This is a genomic window from Vibrio sp. D404a (assembly GCF_030248535.1).
Taxonomy (GTDB): Bacteria; Pseudomonadota; Gammaproteobacteria; order Enterobacterales; family Vibrionaceae; genus Vibrio.
The window spans coordinates 1-17039 of record NZ_JAHGAJ010000041.1; the positions used below are offsets into that span (position 1 = coordinate 1).

Consider the following 17039-nt stretch of genomic DNA (forward strand, 5'->3'; position numbering starts at 1 on the left):
GCTTACTCGCTTACTCGCTATAGCATATCCACCGCTTTTTCAATCGCGGCAATTAGTATTTCAACATCATCGGTATTGTTATAGATACCAAACGAAATTCGTACTGTTCCCTTAACGCCTAAAGCATCCATCAAAGGGTGGGCACAGTGGTGGCCTGCTCTTACCGCAATGCCTTGCTGATCCAATAACGTAGCAATATCTTGGTGGTGCACTCCATCCATCAAAAAGGTCACTATACTTGAGTTTGGCTGATGACCAATCACTTCAATATCATCCAATCGTGAGAGAGCTCGATAGGTCATATCTACTAGGTGATGAATGTGAGCCTCAACCTCGGATTGCTCAAACTGGTTTAGCCATTGAATAGCAGTGTCCAATGCGATCGCACCTGCTACATTGGGTGTTCCAGCTTCAAACTTTCCGGGTAGTGCAGAGTACGTCGTGCCCTCGAAAGAAACACGCTCGACCATCTTTCCGCCGCCATGCCAAGGGGGCATCGCTTCGAGTAATGCTAATTTGCCGTAAAGCACGCCAACTCCAGCAGGAGCATAGAGTTTGTGGCCAGAGAATACGTAGAAATCAGCATCCATGTCAGCCACATTGACTGGCTCATGAACCACACCTTGTGCTCCATCTACCACAACAATAGCCCCGACGTTGTGTGTTTTTTCTATCACTTCTTCGATAGGCTGGCGCGTACCCGTGACATTAGTAACCTGTGCTAGTGCCACAATCTTGGTTTTTTCACTCAATAGCGAATCAAAAGCGGTTAAATCGAAGTGACACTCTTTGGTCATAGGTACTTTGACGACCTTCGCTCCTGTTTGCTCAGCGACTATCTGCCAAGGAACTATGTTGGCGTGGTGCTCAAGCTCGCTCACTAAGATTTCATCACCAGATTGAAGTGTATTTCGAGCGTAGGTTTGAGCGATGAGGTTCAATGCTTCCGTCGCACCACGTGTCCAAATGATCTCTTTGCTTGAGCTTGCACCAATGAATGCAGCGACATTATCGCGAGCTGCTTCAAATTGGCTGGTGGCATGGGCTGTAAGGCTGTGACTACCACGGTGTACATTGGCATTTTGCTTAGAGTAATAGTCACTGATCGCATCGATAACCACTTGTGGTTTTTGTGTAGTCGCCGCGCTATCTAAGTAAATCAGAGGCTGTTGATTGACTTGTTGAGTGAGCGCTGGAAATTGATTGCGAATGTGCTGGATGTCTAGCATCTAAGATTACCTAAGAGTTGATGTTCGAATAGGGCGCTTTATCGATAGCACCCCATTAATTGTATCGTGAGTTGTGCGGTCTTGGGGACAAATTATCTCTGTCTATTTATCCCATAAATCTTCTTGTTGTTTGACTCGGTTGAAAAGCGTTTGGTTGGCTGGCGTTGCGATACCATGTTTGCGAGCAGTATTGACTAGATGACCCGTAATAAAGTCGATCTCAGTTTTTCTCTGATAGAACATATCTTGCTTCATCGACGAGTTATTGGCTGCCGTAGCATGAATAACCTGCTCCACGATTGAACGAAGTGATTCAGTTGAGGTTTGTACGTTTTCTGCAACCATGACTTTAACCACCTCAGTTACGATCTCATTGATTACAGGTTGATACCTCTCTTCAGCAAGCTGTCCATTTTTAACCTGTTCCAGACCCGTTAACGGGTTTATCGCGCAATTTATTGCTAGCTTATTCCACAATGCCTGCAGGATATCGTCGTTCCAAATGACATCAGGGAGTGCGTGATTAAGCACATCAGTAAGAAAATTACACTGATTGCCTTTGCTGTTGTAGCCACCAAGTTGTGTATTCCCTTGCCCAGTATGGTGAACCTGATTTTGGGTACTCTTGTAAGCCGCTTGAGTCGTAGTGGCTAGCACTACAGGAAACGGTTCAATAGATGAGGCGATGTTATCGACTGCGCCCATGCCGTTATGCATGAACAACAAAATCGTGTCTTTATCTAGATTGGGAATCAGTGGTTGGATAGCTTGCTCAACTTGCCAAGCTTTGACTGTCACTAAAACAAGGTCGCTCTTTGATAGCTTACTTAGATCGTTATTGCTGAACTCGATTTCTGATTCTGTATCGATAGCAATAGGGTAGATAGCATGAGTCGAACGACTCCATAGCGAGACATTATGCCCAGCTTGGTGAAGTTTGATTGCCCATAAGGATCCTACGGCACCGGGACCAACAACAGTAATATTCACAGCACTGACCTGTTTTAACTAGAGGGTTAAAGGATAGCGAGGCAATATATGAAAGCAATAAAAAATGGCACCCGAGGGTGCCATTTAGGAAACTTTCTTAAAGTTCTGATTAGAACTTGTAAGTAACTGCTACGTAGTGACCAAAGCCAGTAGTTTTACCTGCTAAGCCATCATCTTTAAGGCCGTATACATCTTTGTAGCCTTTAAGACCGTAACCTACAGCAAAACGATCGCTGTGCCAGTACAGACCGTTAAACATTGCACCACCGTTAGAAGTGTTTAGTGCTTTGTTGTCATCGTCCATGCCGAATTGGTAATCAATGTAACCTTGGTAAGAGATGAATGAACCGTTCTCGAAGAAGTAGAAAGGTTTGAACCAGTTCGTCGAGATTTGGAAGCCATTCCAATCTTTTTTGTTTGAGTCGTATGTGCTGTATAGGTTTAGGCCAACTTTACCAAACCAAGGAACCATTACATCAGAACCTAGACCAATTTTTTGTGTGTTTGTTGTTTCGCTTGGTACACATGTTGATTGATCTGGAGTGCAGTTTGTTGCACCGCCGCCGCCCCATTCAATAAGAGACGCAACGTAAAGTTCTTGGACAGGACCAAAAGATAGGTCTTTACCTGTAACAGCATCTAGAGACATACGAGGTGCGAACTTCATGAAGATTTTTTCTGCCCCGTCTTTGTCACTGCCAGGGTCTGAAGCTAGATTGAAAACATCAACGTAGCCGTATAGATCGAAGATACCAGAGCGGCCGCCGAATTCCATTTCTAAGTAATCATGAGTAGATTCACCTGGAAGCTCATCGACAGCAGCCATTAGGTTAAATTGCATCCACTTGTAGTCATTTTTGTGGATGTCGCCATCTGAGTAGTCTGCAGCCATCGCTGGTGCTGCTGTTGCAGCTAGTAGACCAAGAGTTAGAAGTGATTTACGCATAAGGGAACTCTCTCTGTTATAAATAGGTAACTCGCTAATCCATGCGTGTTAGTGATGTCCGAATGCCGAGCATAATAGCGATTTTGCTCTCAATTAAAAGTGAGAAAGTGTGCAAACTTAAAATAATATAGTGACTTTGATCACACAAATGATCTAAATGAGGGAACTTTAAGGGTGTAGTGCAACTGGATGTATTTAAAAATCTATTGATTTAGCGATTGCTGCCTATTTTATAGATGAATTGAATATTTGATGTACGAAGCAAACGTTTTTGCAAGATAAGGTGATCTTTGTTGCACTATCAACAGGAATTGGATTTATGAAGTTGACACTCAAAATTTGAAGATTTTGAGGAAATTTTTAATTTATTTGTCATACATATTGTGTGAGGGGAAAATAAAAAGAGAGCTGTTTGGCTCTCTTTGAATGGATGACTATTTTTGGTGACGTGCTTCTTCTAATAATCGAGCGAAGAAATGCCTCAAAGAGTAGAGCATGATCAAGCTCGGTACGACCATGAGTGCGGTTATAATGAAAAACAGCGACCAGTCATTGAGGTAATCAACCAATTCACCACTAAATGAAGCCAATGTTGTGCGGCCAAAGTTACCGAGGGATGCGAGTAGTGCATACTGTGTGGCAGAGAAGGCTTGTCCAGTTAATAGTGTTAAGAAGGAGACAAACGCTACGGTAGAGAACGCGGTTGTAAAGTTGTCAACGATAATAGTGGCAAGGAATAAGGTTTCACTTGGACCAGTTTTAGCTATCCATGCAAACATCAGGTTACTGCCTGCCATGGCGATACCGCCAATCATCAAGCCACGCACGATGCCAAACTTCACATTGAACACACTGCCTAATAAAGTGAAGAAAATAGTCGCGCCCCAACCGATCAACTTAGAGTAATGACCAATCTGCTCATTACTAAAGCCGATCTCTTTGTAGAAGGTGATCGACATTCTTCCTAAGAAGGCTTCACCAATCTTAAACAAGAACACAAACAGCAGCAGGGTAATTGCAACTTGGACGCCATTGCGTTTGAAGAAGTCATAGAATGGTTCGATAACGGTTACCGTAAACCAAGCGACTATCTTAGAGTCGACCACTTTGCTGTGTCGTTGTTGTGCCTGTTGTTGGAGACGTTCACGTTCTGTTTTGGGTTCTCCGACAAATAGCGTGAACAGCATGAGAACCACAACCACTCCGGCCATTCCATAGTAAACACCGTTCCATCCGATGGCATCAGCGTTGATGAATGCGAGATACCCCGGTAAGGAATACCCGGTCCACCATCCAACTACCGCCATTGCGGAAGCTTGCGGAAGTTTCGATGCTTCAGATTTAGGGAAGGTATCAATACGAAATGCATCAATCGCAATATCTTGCGTGGCTGAAGCAATAGCAATCGCGAGCGCCAACATTGAAGTAAACGCCAAATTTTCCGCGGGGTTAACGCCTGCGATGAATAAGGTGCCGATTAAAACAATGGTTTGGCAGAAAAAGATCCAACTGCGTCGCTGCCCGAGTATCGCATGAAGCACTGGCAGTTTGACTCGGTCTACCAATGGCGCCCATAGAAAGTTAATCGCGTAAACAGCGAAGACACTGCCGAAATAACCAATGGCAGCACGGGTGAGTCCTGCATCTTTCAGCCAGCCAGACATATTGGAGCCAATAAGTACCCAAGGGAAACCGCTGGAACAACCCAACATAAAGACCCAAAGTAGACGCTTGTCTAAATAACTACGGAGGGTTTGCGTCCATGAGAGAGTGGAAGAGCCTGATGACATAGGGCGTCCTTGTATAGAAAAACGCCCTTAATGAGTTAAGGGCGTGAGAGGAGGTTACTTAATAACTTTGACGCTAGTGATAACGATAGGGTCTACAGGAATATCAGACATGCGGCCCATTCGCTTCGTCGGGATAGTCGCCATCTTCTGAACGACATCGAAACCTTCCGTAACTTCACCAAATACTGCATAGCCCGGGTTACCCGCACCTGCGTTTAGGAAAGTGTTATCAGAATAGTTGATGAAGAACTGGCGAGTTGCAGAGTGTGGCGCATTGGTACGTGCCATTGCAATCGTCGCTGTTTTATTCTGAAGGCCATTGCTGCCTTCATTTTTGATTGGCGCATAAGTTGGTAGGCGGTTCATCTCTTCGTCAAAGCCGCCACCTTGTGCCATAAAGCCTGGGATCACGCGGTGAAATTGACTGCCCACGTAACTGCCGTCTTCAACATACTTTAAGAAATTCTCAGAGCTGATTGGCGCTTTTTCTTCGTTGAGTTCGATGGTGAAATTACCGAGTGTAGTTTCGACAGCAACTTTAGGACCAGCCCAAACGCTCGCACTAAGCATTGCTAAGGTAATAGAAGTTAGAATGCGACCCATTAGAAACGATCCTTCATGTAAGTTTGCAGCTCTTGGTCATTAGCGATTTCGGTCAAAACAAGATTGATGACATCGTTGAGTACCAGTGCAATATCATTGTTAGATGCGCTTAGGGCACCAGTGCGAACCGCAGTACCGTTGAAGGTTTTAACAAGTTTACCTTCAGGTGTTTCAGCCGTTACTTCAAGCGTCACTTTGCCATCCATCTGGTTTTCCATGATGGTGTGTTTTACCGTCACTAACGCTTCTTGAATTTCTAACACGACAGAGTTTTCGCTATTTACACTCGCGCGGAAACCTTGAGACTCTAGCTGCTGTGCTAGTGCATTCTCTAATGAAATGCGCATGTTCTGTTTAGCGTGAATCGGTTGAATGTTAGAACGGCCGCTATCTACGAGTGCGACGTATTGTGCCGCGCGTACATCTTTACTGCTCAGGGTGTACGTTTTACCTTGTACTAGGTTGCTATTACTGAGAGAAGCTTCAGGAGCGAGGTTGATCTGCTCTTGTTGAGGCGCGGAACAGGCCGTCAGTGCCATAATAGAAGCCGCTAAAATCAGTTTTTTCATTCCTATATCCTTTCTAAATCCACACGAGACGCACGGCACTTTCACTCCGCACGCGCAATACCGCAATTACTTATTAAAGTTAGCGGGTTCTCTTGTTGCTTGTAATATCTCAAATTTTTGGTTCAATTCAAGCGTTTCGACGTTTGCTTGGCCAAATAATCGCGCTAACTTTACATCGTATCCGAGGTGTCGGTTGCCAATAACAATTAATTTGCCCCCATTGCTCAGAACATGCTTTGCATCACAGAACATCTGCCATGCGATATGATCGGTGATCGCTTGCTGCTGATGGAAAGGAGGATTACACATCACCAAGTAGGTGCTGTTCTTCTTAAATCCATCTAAACAGTTATTGGCGATAAACTGGAAGTTGCCTTCATCGCCAATGTTGTCCTTGATATTTTGTTTGGCAGACTCAACCGCCATAAAGCTCTCGTCAACACAGGTAATGCGAGCCTGTGGGTTCAATTGAGCGGCTTTCACACTCAAGACACCGTTGCCACAGCCGAGATCGATAATGTGGCGAAGCTCCGGATCTTGCGGGATGTGCTCAAGCATATAGCGAGCGCCCTGATCGAGTGCTTCCCCTGAGTAAACATTCGGTAAATTTTTCAGGCGGATATCTTCACCATCCACATCCCACTCAACGAAGGGGTCAACCTTGTGAATAGGCTGGCAGTTTGGTGATGAGAATACCAAGCGGTGTTTTTTCTTCGCCAGAGAGGTTTTGGTTTCACCAAGGTATTTTTCAAACAGATTCAACGTTGAGGTGTGGATCTCTTTGACCTTGTTGACACCAATCACTTGGCATCCTTCAGGAAGAGCTTGGCGCAATTGGCTCAATTGCCAAACGAGATGACGATTAGTCTTTGGCAGTTGCATCAAAACCAAGTCGATACCCGCTGGAATATCATCCATGGTATTCAGGAATTGAACGCGATTACACTGGTTGCGTTGTAGGTTTTTGAGTGCACCACGGTGAGAGATAAAAGAATCGCTCATCATGGTCACGTCATGATCTTGCGAGAACCAAGCAGAGAGTGCGCCGAAGTGATCATTGAGGATCAGAATATGCTTGCCCGGTTCAAGGTTCATCTCTTCGAGATGATTAATAATGTATTCGTCACCAGCATCCCACGCCTGTAGGGTTTCACTAGAACGTTTAGGGAAACGATGTAGAGTCAGGGTTCTATCGTGTAGGGTAAGTTCGGTTTTCATACTTAGATACTTATGTGAGAAATAACTGCGATATTCTCTCAAAAGCAGACCAAACAAGATAGAAAAAACTCTACATTCCTTTATGAGTCATGTATTAAAGAGCCAGACAGTAACCCGCTTTGGGTTTATACTGGTTTGATAGTGAATGATAAGAGTTCGATAAAGGAATCATGATGATCCAAGAAGCCATTGAAACGAAGCTGCACAATGAGTTTGAGCCGACCCATCTCAACGTCGTGAATGAAAGCTACATGCACAATGTACCGGCAGGTTCTGAAAGCCATTTTAAGGTAGTGGTTGTGAGTGATGCATTTGAAGGCTTACGCTTAATTGCTCGCCACCGAGCAGTCAACCAGGTTCTTGCTGAAGAACTGGCCAATCATATCCATGCGCTCTCTATTCATACTTATACAAAAGATGAATGGCAGAAGCAGTTTGATAGTGTGCCTGATAGCCCCATGTGCATGGGCGGCAGCAAGTCCTAAACAGACCTAAATTAGAAAGGCGGCGCTGGCCGCCTTTTTTATCGCCAAATCTATCGTTTTTTCGTTGTTATATTGACCAAGTTGATGTCAGCGTGAACGATTCAAAATACCTATAATTAGTAATGTTTTTATTAACAGTGTTTCAACAAATTCTGTAAAATATTAGTTTGTGACAGAGTATTAATCTCTTGTTTAAAACGCTGTTAAAATGCCTTTTTATCTGTGCGGCTCGTCAAATTTATCCATATTTGAGAGACCATATGCTTCAATTCTCACCAAATATCGCCCTTATTCAAGTTATTGGTCATGGCATCAAGACGTCAAAAAATGCTAGAATACGGCACCTGATAAATCTCACCTCATTTTTGTGATGAGTTTATTAAGATAATGTTGCGATTTTGGTGCTTATTTTTACCAAAACCGGACACTCTAATGTCGTGTCTAAGGGCGCATAAAAACCGTCCTGAATTTACGCAATTAAAAGAATCTTTTTCCCGATAAAGTAGTGCAAGTGCGTATGATTACAATAAAGAAGGGCTTGGATCTTCCTATTGCAGGAACTCCATCCCAGGTGATTAATGATGGTAAGTCCATCACTAAAGTCGCCTTGCTTGGCGAAGAGTACGTTGGTATGCGTCCTACGATGCATGCTCGCGTTGGTGATGAAGTGAAGAAAGGCCAAGTTCTTTTTGCAGATAAAAAGAACCCAGGTGTTGTATTTACTTCTCCAGCAAGCGGTAAAGTTATTGAAGTGAACCGTGGTGCTAAGCGTGTTCTTCAATCAGTAGTGATTGAAGTAGCAGGCAATGAGCAAATCACGTTCAATAACTATGAAGCTAACCAACTAGCAGGTCTAGACCGTGATACGGTTAAAACTCAGCTTGTTGAGTCTGGCGCATGGACCGCTCTGCGTACTCGTCCGTTCAGCAAGGTTCCAGCTGTTGATTCTGAAACTCAGGCTATTTTCGTAACTGCTATGGATACGAACCCTCTAGCTGCTGAGCCAGAATTGATCATTAACGAGCAGTCTGATGCTTTCGTTGCTGGTTTAGATATTCTTTCAACTCTAACGAGCGGCAAGGTTTACGTTTGTAAAAAAGGCACAAGCCTACCTCGTTCGTCTCAGTCTAATGTTGAAGAACATGTTTTCGATGGCCCACACCCTGCAGGTCTTGCAGGTACGCATATGCATTACCTATATCCGGTAAATGCACAAAACGTAGCGTGGAGCATTAACTATCAAGACGTTATCGCGTTCGGTAAACTTTTCCTAACTGGTGAAATTTACACAGATCGCGTTGTTTCTCTGGCTGGTCCAGTAGTAAACAACCCACGTCTAGTTCGTACTCAACTTGGTGCTAGCCTTGATGAGCTTACGGACAGCGAGTTGATGCCAGGTGAAGTTCGTGTGATCTCTGGTTCAGTACTAACTGGTACTCAAGCAACAGGTCCTCACGCTTACCTTGGTCGTTACCATCAGCAAGTTTCTGTTCTACGTGAAGGTCGTGATAAAGAGCTATTCGGCTGGGCTATGCCTGGTAAGAACAAGTTCTCTGTTACTCGTTCATTCCTTGGTCACCTGTTCAAAGGTCAGTTGTTCAACATGACAACAACAACGAACGGTAGTGATCGCTCAATGGTTCCAATCGGTAACTACGAGCGCGTAATGCCTCTAGATATGGAACCTACTCTGCTGCTTCGTGATCTATGTGCAGGCGACGTTGATAGTGCTCAAGCACTAGGTGCGCTAGAGCTAGATGAAGAAGATGTAGCATTGTGTACCTTTGTATGTCCAGGTAAGTACGAGTACGGTCAACTACTTCGTGAATGCCTAGATACCATTGAGAAGGAAGGGTAATTTTCATGGGCCTTAAAAAGTTTCTTGAAGACATCGAGCATCATTTTGAGCCAGGTGGTAAACACGAGAAGTGGTTCGCGCTTTACGAAGCAGCGGCAACTGTGTTCTACACGCCAGGTCTTATTACAAAGAAGAGCTCGCATGTTCGTGATAGCGTTGACCTAAAACGTATCATGATTATGGTTTGGTTCGCGGTATTCCCAGCTATGTTCTGGGGTATGTACAACGCGGGTGGCCAAGCTATCGCTGCACTTAACCACATGTACGCAGGCGCTGAACTAGCATCTGTAATCGATGGTAACTGGCACTACTGGCTGACTCAAATGCTTGGCGCTTCCTTGGGAGCCGATGCAGGTGTTGGCAGTAAAATGCTACTAGGTGCGACTTACTTCCTACCTATCTACGCAACGGTATTTATCGTTGGTGGTTTCTGGGAAGTTCTATTCTGTATGGTGCGCAAGCACGAAGTTAACGAAGGTTTCTTTGTAACTTCTATCCTTTTTGCACTTATCGTTCCGCCAACACTTCCTCTATGGCAAGCGGCACTAGGTATTACCTTCGGTGTTGTTGTTGCTAAAGAGATCTTCGGTGGTACGGGTCGTAACTTCCTTAACCCTGCACTTGCTGGCCGTGCGTTCCTATTCTTTGCATACCCTGCACAGATTTCTGGTGACGTAGTATGGACTGCAGCGGATGGTTTCTCTGGTGCAACTGCACTTAGCCAATGGGCTCAAGGCGGCGGTAGCGCTCTAGTGAACACTGTATCTGGTGAAGCAATCACTTGGATGGATGCGTTCATTGGTAACATCCCAGGTTCTATCGGTGAAGTATCGACTCTAGCACTTATGATCGGTGCTGCGATGATCGTATACATGCGTATAGCTTCATGGCGCATCATTGCTGGTGTAATGATCGGTATGATCGCTGTGTCTACGCTATTCAACGTGATCGGTTCTGACACTAATGCAATGTTCAGCATGCCTTGGCACTGGCACCTAGTTCTAGGTGGCTTCGCATTCGGTATGTTCTTCATGGCAACAGACCCAGTATCAGCATCATTTACTAACAAAGGTAAGTGGTGGTACGGCATCCTAATCGGCGCAATGTGTGTAATGATCCGTGTTGTTAACCCAGCATACCCAGAAGGCATGATGCTTGCGATCCTATTCGCAAACCTATTTGCTCCTCTGTTTGACCACGTTGTAATCGAGAAGAACATTAAGCGGAGACTAGCTCGCTATGGCAAGTAATAACGATAGCATTAAAAAGACGCTGTTTGTTGTTATCGCATTGAGCCTAGTGTGCTCAATCATCGTTTCAACAGCTGCAGTTGTTCTTAAACCTAAGCAACAAGCTAACGCAGTTCTTGATCAGCAAACTAAGATCCTAGAAGTTGCAGGCATCGACCTAGCAGGCGACATTCCTGCGTTATACGCAGAGAACATCGAACCTCGTCTAGTTGATTTCGCTACTGGTGATTTCGTTGATGGCGATGCAGCTGCATACGATCAACGTAAAGCGGCAAAAGATCCTGCTCAGTCTATCAAGCTTTCAGCTGAAGAAGACGTAGCTAAGATCCTTCGTCGTGCTAACACTGGTACGGTTTACCTAGTTAAATCTGGTGAAGAAACGACTAAAGTTATCATCCCAGTTCACGGTAACGGCCTATGGTCAATGATGTACGCATTCGTTGCGGTAGAGACTGATGGCAACACAGTTTCTGGCATCACGTACTACGAGCAAGGTGAAACTCCAGGACTTGGTGGTGAAGTTGAGAACCCAACATGGCGTGCTCAATTCGTTGGTAAGAAACTATTCGACGAAAACCACAAGCCAGCTATCCAAGTTGTAAAAGGTGGCGCTCCTGAAGGTTCTGAGCATGGTGTTGATGGCCTTTCTGGTGCAACACTAACTAGCGTTGGTGTTCAACATACATTTGACTTCTGGTTAGGTGAAATGGGCTTTGGTCCGTTCCTAGCAAAAGTTCGTGACGGAGGTCTGAACTAATGTCTAGTGCAAAAGATATTAAAAAGAGCATCTTAGCGCCAGTATTGGACAACAACCCAATCGCGCTACAGGTTCTTGGTGTGTGTTCTGCTCTTGCGGTAACCACTAAACTAGAAACAGCATTTGTTATGACTATCGCGGTAATGTTCGTTACTGCTCTGTCTAACTTCTCTGTATCTCTAATCCGTAACCACATTCCTAACAGTGTGCGTATCATCGTTCAGATGGCGATCATCGCATCACTAGTAATCGTGGTAGACCAAGTGCTTAAAGCATACCTATACGATATCTCTAAGCAGCTATCTGTATTCGTAGGCCTAATCATTACTAACTGTATTGTAATGGGTCGTGCTGAAGCATTCGCAATGAAGTCTGAGCCAATCCCATCTCTAATCGATGGTCTTGGTAACGGTCTTGGTTACGGCTTCGTTCTTATCACTGTAGGTTTCTTCCGTGAGCTTCTAGGCTCAGGCAAACTATTTGGTATGGAAGTACTACCTCTAGTGAGCAACGGTGGTTGGTATCAGCCAAACGGCTTGATGCTTCTAGCACCTTCTGCATTCTTCCTAATCGGCTTCTTGATTTGGGCGATTCGTACGTTCAAGCCAGAGCAAGTAGAAGCGAAGGGGTAAGGTAGTCATGGAACATTATATTAGTCTGCTAGTTAAATCGATTTTCATCGAAAACATGGCGCTTTCTTTCTTCCTAGGTATGTGTACATTCCTAGCGGTATCTAAGAAAGTTAAAACCTCTTTTGGTCTTGGTGTTGCGGTAGTTGTAGTACTTACAATCGCTGTACCTGTAAACAACCTTGTTTACACACACATTCTAAAAGAGAACGCGCTTGTTGAAGGTGTCGATTTAAGTTTCCTTAACTTTATCGCATTCATCGGTGTTATCGCGGCACTTGTACAAATCCTAGAGATGGTTCTTGACCGTTTCTTCCCACCTTTGTACAACGCACTAGGTATCTTCCTACCATTGATCACAGTTAACTGTGCAATCTTTGGTGGTGTATCTTTCATGGTAACGCGTGACTACAACTTCGCAGAATCTGTTGTTTACGGCTTCGGTTCTGGTGTGGGTTGGATGTTAGCTATCGTTGCACTTGCGGGTATCCGTGAGAAGATGAAGTACTCTGACGTACCTCCTGGTCTTCGTGGTCTTGGTATCACGTTCATCAGTGTTGGTCTAATGGCGTTAGGCTTTATGTCTTTCTCTGGTGTTCAACTGTAGGGTAAGCACCCAGAAATAAGGAATAACAAATGCAAAGCATTATTCTTGGTGTAGCGATGTTTACCATCATTGTACTTGCACTGGTTTTAGTGATTCTTTTCGCTAAATCTAAGCTTGTACCTACAGGTGACATCACTATCGCTGTAAACGATGACCCAACTCTAGCAATCACGACGCAACCGGGCGGTAAACTGCTTGGTGCTCTAGCTGGCGCTGGCGTATTCGTATCTTCTGCTTGTGGTGGCGGTGGCTCTTGTGGTCAGTGTCGCGTAAAAGTTAAATCAGGCGGTGGCGACATCCTTCCAACTGAGCTTGACCACATTACTAAAGGTGAAGCGCGCGAAGGTGAACGTCTTGCATGTCAAGTTGCTATGAAAACTGACATGGATATCGAACTTCCTGAAGAGATCTTCGGTGTGAAGAAGTGGGAATGTGAAGTTATCTCTAACGATAACAAAGCAACCTTCATCAAAGAGCTTAAGCTGCAAATCCCTGATGGCGAATCAGTACCTTTCCGTGCTGGTGGTTACATTCAGATTGAAGCTCCTGCTCACCACATCAAATACTCTGATTTCGATGTACCAGAAGAGTACCGCGAAGACTGGGACAAGTTTAACCTGTTCCGTTACGAGTCTAAGGTTGATGAAGATATCATCCGTGCATACTCAATGGCTAACTACCCAGAAGAACACGGTATTATTATGCTGAACGTGCGTATCGCTACGCCGCCGCCTAATAATCCTGATGTTGCACCGGGTCAAATGTCATCGTTCATCTGGTCTCTTAAAGAAGGCGACAAGTGTACTATCTCTGGTCCATTTGGTGAGTTCTTCGCGAAAGACACAGACAACGAAATGGTATTCGTTGGTGGTGGTGCTGGTATGGCGCCAATGCGTTCACACATCTTCGATCAGCTTAAGCGTCTTAACTCAACTCGTAAGATGTCTTTCTGGTACGGTGCACGTTCTAAGCGTGAGATGTTCTACGTAGAAGACTTCGACGGCCTACAAGCTGAAAACGATAACTTCGTTTGGCACTGTGCTCTGTCTGATCCAATGCCAGAAGATAACTGGGATGGTTACACAGGCTTCATCCACAACGTACTGTACGAAAACTACCTGAAGGATCACGAAGCTCCTGAAGATTGTGAGTACTACATGTGTGGTCCACCGATGATGAACGCGGCTGTTATCGGCATGCTGAAAGATCTTGGTGTAGAAGATGAGAACATCCTTCTAGATGACTTCGGTGGTTAATCCACTTAAGTGACTGATATTATGGCTGGCTCTTAGGAGTCAGCCATTTGTTTTTCTAAGCTATGTTCACCATACAACGGCTTATATAAGAAAGCATATTTGGCAATTATGCAGACACTGTTCTTTCTTATATAAATCACTAACAATAATGGGAGTAAGCAAGTGAGAATTTGGCTTGTTGCATTAACTTCTCTACTGTTTCTAGCGGGCTGTGAAAAGCCACGTGAACAGGTACATTTGAACGGCCCAACCATGGGCACGAGCTACAATATTAAGTACATCAATAGTGATGAGTTTCTAGCGTCGGATAAGGTGCATGCAGAGATCGACCGTCTTCTTGAAGAAGTGAACGATCAGATGTCGACGTACCGCAAAGATTCCGAGCTAAGCCGCTTCAACGAATATGAAGGTGGCGATGCATTCGAAGTATCTGAACAAACCGCAATTGTTGTGAAAGAAGCGATTCGTTTGAACGGTCTAACTGAAGGTGCATTGGATGTGACGGTTGGGCCTTTGGTTAACCTTTGGGGTTTTGGTCCAGAAGCTCGCCCTGAAGTGGTTCCAACAGATGAAGAGTTGGCTGCACGCAAACAGAAAATTGGTATCCACCATTTAAGCGTTGAGGGCAACAAGCTGACGAAAGACCTGCCAAAGCTTTACGTTGACCTTTCAACAATTGCGAAAGGCTGGGGCGTGGATGTACTGGCTGACTACCTAGACTCTATTGGTATTCACAACTACATGGTTGAAGTCGGTGGTGAGATTCGCCTTAAAGGTCTGAACCGTGAAAATGTTGGCTGGCGCATTGCGATTGAAAAGCCAAGCGTTGAAGAGCGTACAATTCAAGAGATCATTGAACCAGGTGATATGGCGATTGCAACATCTGGCGATTACAGAAACTACTTTGAGCGTGATGGTGTTCGTTACTCGCACATTATCAACCCAGAAACCGGTAAACCGATTCACCACAAAGTGGTGTCAGTAACCGTATTAGACCCATCTTCAATGACTGCAGATGGCTTATCTACTGGCCTTATGGTCTTAGGTGAGGTAAAAGGTATGGAAATCGCGAATCAACATAATATCCCAGCATTTATGGTGGTTAAAACAGCCGATGGCTTTAAAGAGATCGCCTCTGAAGCGTTCAAGCCATACTTAAAGAAATAAGGTAGCGAGAGCATTATGAACACATTTATTATTACATTTGGCGTTTTTCTAGCAGTGATCGCAGCAATGTCGATTGGCTACATCATCCAGAAGAAAGTGGTAAAAGGCAGTTGTGGTGGCCTTGGTGCTGTTGGTATCGACAAGGTATGTAACTGTCCTGAACCGTGTGATGCACGTAAGAAGCGTGAAGCTCGTGAAGCGTACCGTGCTGAGAAGTTGGCTGAACGTGAAGAGAAGCTAGCGGCATGGGAAAAAGACCGTATCGCTTAATCGGTTCTGGTTATTGAATAAAGAAAAGCTCAAGGTGACCCTTGAGCTTTTTTGTTTGTGATGATTTCGCGACATACTCATCACGCTGTAGCTCTCGCCAAAAGAGCATTAGGCGTTAATAACTTCTTGGCTGTTTCTTTCGAATACTAGCTGATTCCGACCTTGCTCTTTTGCTCTGTATAAGAGCTCATCCGCGGCCTTGATTTGGCTATCTAGGTCAGCTTCAATATCGGTAACACCAATACTCATAGTCACGTTGATCGCCTGTTCGTCGTGAGTAATGATTTGTTGCTCAATCGCAATTCTCATCTTCTCTAGGCGAACAACGAACTCTTTAAAAGATCCACAGGCTTGAATACAAAACTCTTCGCCGCCAAATCGAACCGCCACATCGTCTTTGAAGAAGGATTTGATGGTTTGGCCAACAGCAATCAATACTGCGTCGCCTCCATCATGACCGTAGGTATCATTAACCTTTTTAAAGAAGTCGATATCCATCATCGCAATGTTGCGCTTATCGCAGCCTTTGCATGACTGATTGAACAAGAAGCGACGATTCCATAACCCGGTTAGGGCATCTTCATTGGCATGGCGGAACAGTTCATTCGCGGCTTCTTTCATATCCAGCAGTTGGTGAATACGACAGAAGAACTCTTCTTGATTGAATGGCTTATAGAGAAAATCGTTCGCGCCTGCTTTAAGAAACTGTGCGGTTAGGGTGCGGTCATCACTGGCTGATAACCCCAAGATAGCCAGCTCGTTGCGTGTGTAGTGCTGACGTATTTCACGAATCATTGAAATGCCATCTTTGCCTGGCATGTCATGATCGGTGACGATAAAGGTAATATCTGGATCGTTGCGCAGCAGTGCTAACCCTTGCTCACCATCTACCGCCTGCACCGTCTGTATGTATTGGTGTTCTAACAACTGAACGATATAACGACGTACCACCGAAGAGTCATCGACAACCAGCGCTTTATGCTTTTTGTTGTTGGTGATGCGTTGAACGAGAGGAAGCAGATAGCTGACTGAAGCCATGCTGTCTTTTAGGATGTAATCAATTACCCCTTTTGCGAGTACTTGCTCACGCAAGGCGTCACTGAACATGCCAGTGAGTACGATGATTTTTTGCTTATAACCAAGCACTAAGTCAATGATTTCACCGTCTTGGCCATCTGGCAGGCAGTAGTCCAATATCGCACACAGAAAGTCCGTTTCTTGTTCGAGAATTTCATTTGCCTGTTGCACTGATTCGGCGAGCGTCACTGCATAACCACTGTTGGTCAGTTGTTGGAAAAGGTAGTTTCTAAAGGCTCGGCTATCTTCAACGACCAGTATTTTTTCAGTCAAAAGCGATCCTTACTTATCGAGTAAATACTTTTAACCATACTATCAGAAGTGTTAACAAGTCACTA

At 44.7% G+C, this 17039-nt stretch carries 17 protein-coding genes; 9 read left to right on the forward strand and 8 right to left on the reverse strand.

Annotated features, from left to right (window positions below):
- Positions 1–17: 17 nt before the first annotated feature.
- From csdA to KI655_RS20820, 7 genes are all read right to left on the reverse strand, one after another.
- Positions 18–1229 (reverse strand): cysteine desulfurase CsdA, encoded by a 1212-nt coding sequence (gene csdA / locus KI655_RS20790; RefSeq protein ID WP_285408362.1) that lies wholly within the window; start codon positions 1227–1229, stop codon positions 18–20.
- Positions 1230–1331: 102 nt separating this feature from the next.
- Positions 1332–2219 carry a 2-dehydropantoate 2-reductase gene (gene panE / locus KI655_RS20795; protein ID WP_285408363.1) on the reverse strand — a complete coding sequence of 296 codons (888 nt, stop codon included), beginning with the start codon at positions 2217–2219 and terminating at the stop codon, positions 1332–1334.
- 109 nt (positions 2220–2328) lie between these two features.
- Positions 2329–3165, reverse strand: coding sequence for an outer membrane protein OmpK (locus tag KI655_RS20800; protein WP_285408364.1), 837 nt, complete (start codon positions 3163–3165; stop codon positions 2329–2331).
- 434 nt (positions 3166–3599) lie between these two features.
- Positions 3600–4955, reverse strand: a complete 1356-nt coding sequence (locus tag KI655_RS20805) for an MFS transporter (protein ID WP_285408365.1) — start codon at positions 4953–4955, stop codon at positions 3600–3602.
- Positions 4956–5009: 54 nt separating this feature from the next.
- Positions 5010–5558 carry a peptidylprolyl isomerase gene (locus KI655_RS20810; RefSeq protein WP_285408366.1) on the reverse strand — a complete coding sequence of 183 codons (549 nt, stop codon included), beginning with the start codon at positions 5556–5558 and terminating at the stop codon, positions 5010–5012.
- Positions 5558–6127: a YajG family lipoprotein gene (locus KI655_RS20815; RefSeq protein ID WP_285408367.1), complete on the reverse strand. Its 570-nt coding sequence runs from the start codon at positions 6125–6127 to the stop codon at positions 5558–5560. Before KI655_RS20815 ends, KI655_RS20810 begins: the two co-directional genes overlap by 1 nt.
- A gap of 66 nt (positions 6128–6193) precedes the next feature.
- The gene (locus KI655_RS20820; protein ID WP_285408368.1) at positions 6194–7345 is read right to left on the reverse strand and encodes a class I SAM-dependent methyltransferase; all 1152 of its coding nucleotides are present in this window, start codon (positions 7343–7345) and stop codon (positions 6194–6196) included.
- Positions 7346–7518: 173 nt separating this feature from the next.
- Here KI655_RS20820 and bolA point away from each other — a divergent pair, with 173 nt between their 5' ends.
- The 9 genes from bolA (at position 7519) to nqrM (ending at position 15624) form a co-directional block, all read left to right on the forward strand.
- On the forward strand, positions 7519–7830 hold the full coding sequence (gene bolA, locus KI655_RS20825; RefSeq protein ID WP_285408369.1) for a transcriptional regulator BolA: 312 nt from the start codon (positions 7519–7521) through the stop codon (positions 7828–7830).
- Positions 7831–8347: 517 nt separating this feature from the next.
- The gene (locus KI655_RS20830; protein WP_032551420.1) at positions 8348–9688 is read left to right on the forward strand and encodes a Na(+)-translocating NADH-quinone reductase subunit A; all 1341 of its coding nucleotides are present in this window, start codon (positions 8348–8350) and stop codon (positions 9686–9688) included.
- 5 nt (positions 9689–9693) lie between these two features.
- Positions 9694–10938 (forward strand): NADH:ubiquinone reductase (Na(+)-transporting) subunit B, encoded by a 1245-nt coding sequence (locus KI655_RS20835; RefSeq protein WP_032551421.1) that lies wholly within the window; start codon positions 9694–9696, stop codon positions 10936–10938.
- Positions 10928–11695 carry a Na(+)-translocating NADH-quinone reductase subunit C gene (locus KI655_RS20840; protein ID WP_032551422.1) on the forward strand — a complete coding sequence of 256 codons (768 nt, stop codon included), beginning with the start codon at positions 10928–10930 and terminating at the stop codon, positions 11693–11695. The genes KI655_RS20835 and KI655_RS20840 overlap by 11 nt, the downstream gene beginning before the upstream one ends.
- Positions 11695–12327 (forward strand): NADH:ubiquinone reductase (Na(+)-transporting) subunit D, encoded by a 633-nt coding sequence (locus tag KI655_RS20845; RefSeq protein WP_032551423.1) that lies wholly within the window; start codon positions 11695–11697, stop codon positions 12325–12327. Before KI655_RS20840 ends, KI655_RS20845 begins: the two co-directional genes overlap by 1 nt.
- A 7-nt stretch (positions 12328–12334) precedes the next feature.
- Positions 12335–12931: an NADH:ubiquinone reductase (Na(+)-transporting) subunit E gene (gene nqrE, locus KI655_RS20850; RefSeq protein WP_032551424.1), complete on the forward strand. Its 597-nt coding sequence runs from the start codon at positions 12335–12337 to the stop codon at positions 12929–12931.
- Positions 12932–12960: 29 nt separating this feature from the next.
- A complete protein-coding gene (gene nqrF / locus KI655_RS20855) occupies positions 12961–14187 on the forward strand; it encodes an NADH:ubiquinone reductase (Na(+)-transporting) subunit F (RefSeq protein WP_032551425.1) in 1227 nt (408 codons plus the stop codon).
- A 162-nt stretch (positions 14188–14349) separates the two neighbouring features.
- A complete protein-coding gene (locus KI655_RS20860) occupies positions 14350–15354 on the forward strand; it encodes an FAD:protein FMN transferase (RefSeq protein ID WP_285408371.1) in 1005 nt (334 codons plus the stop codon).
- 15 nt (positions 15355–15369) lie between these two features.
- Positions 15370–15624: a (Na+)-NQR maturation NqrM gene (gene nqrM / locus KI655_RS20865; protein WP_032551427.1), complete on the forward strand. Its 255-nt coding sequence runs from the start codon at positions 15370–15372 to the stop codon at positions 15622–15624.
- Between the two features lie 108 nt (positions 15625–15732).
- Here nqrM and KI655_RS20870 read toward each other — a convergent pair whose 3' ends face one another.
- Entirely contained in the window at positions 15733–16974 is a 1242-nt protein-coding gene (locus KI655_RS20870) for a diguanylate cyclase (RefSeq protein ID WP_285408373.1), read from the reverse strand.
- Between the last annotated feature and the right edge of the window lie 65 nt (positions 16975–17039).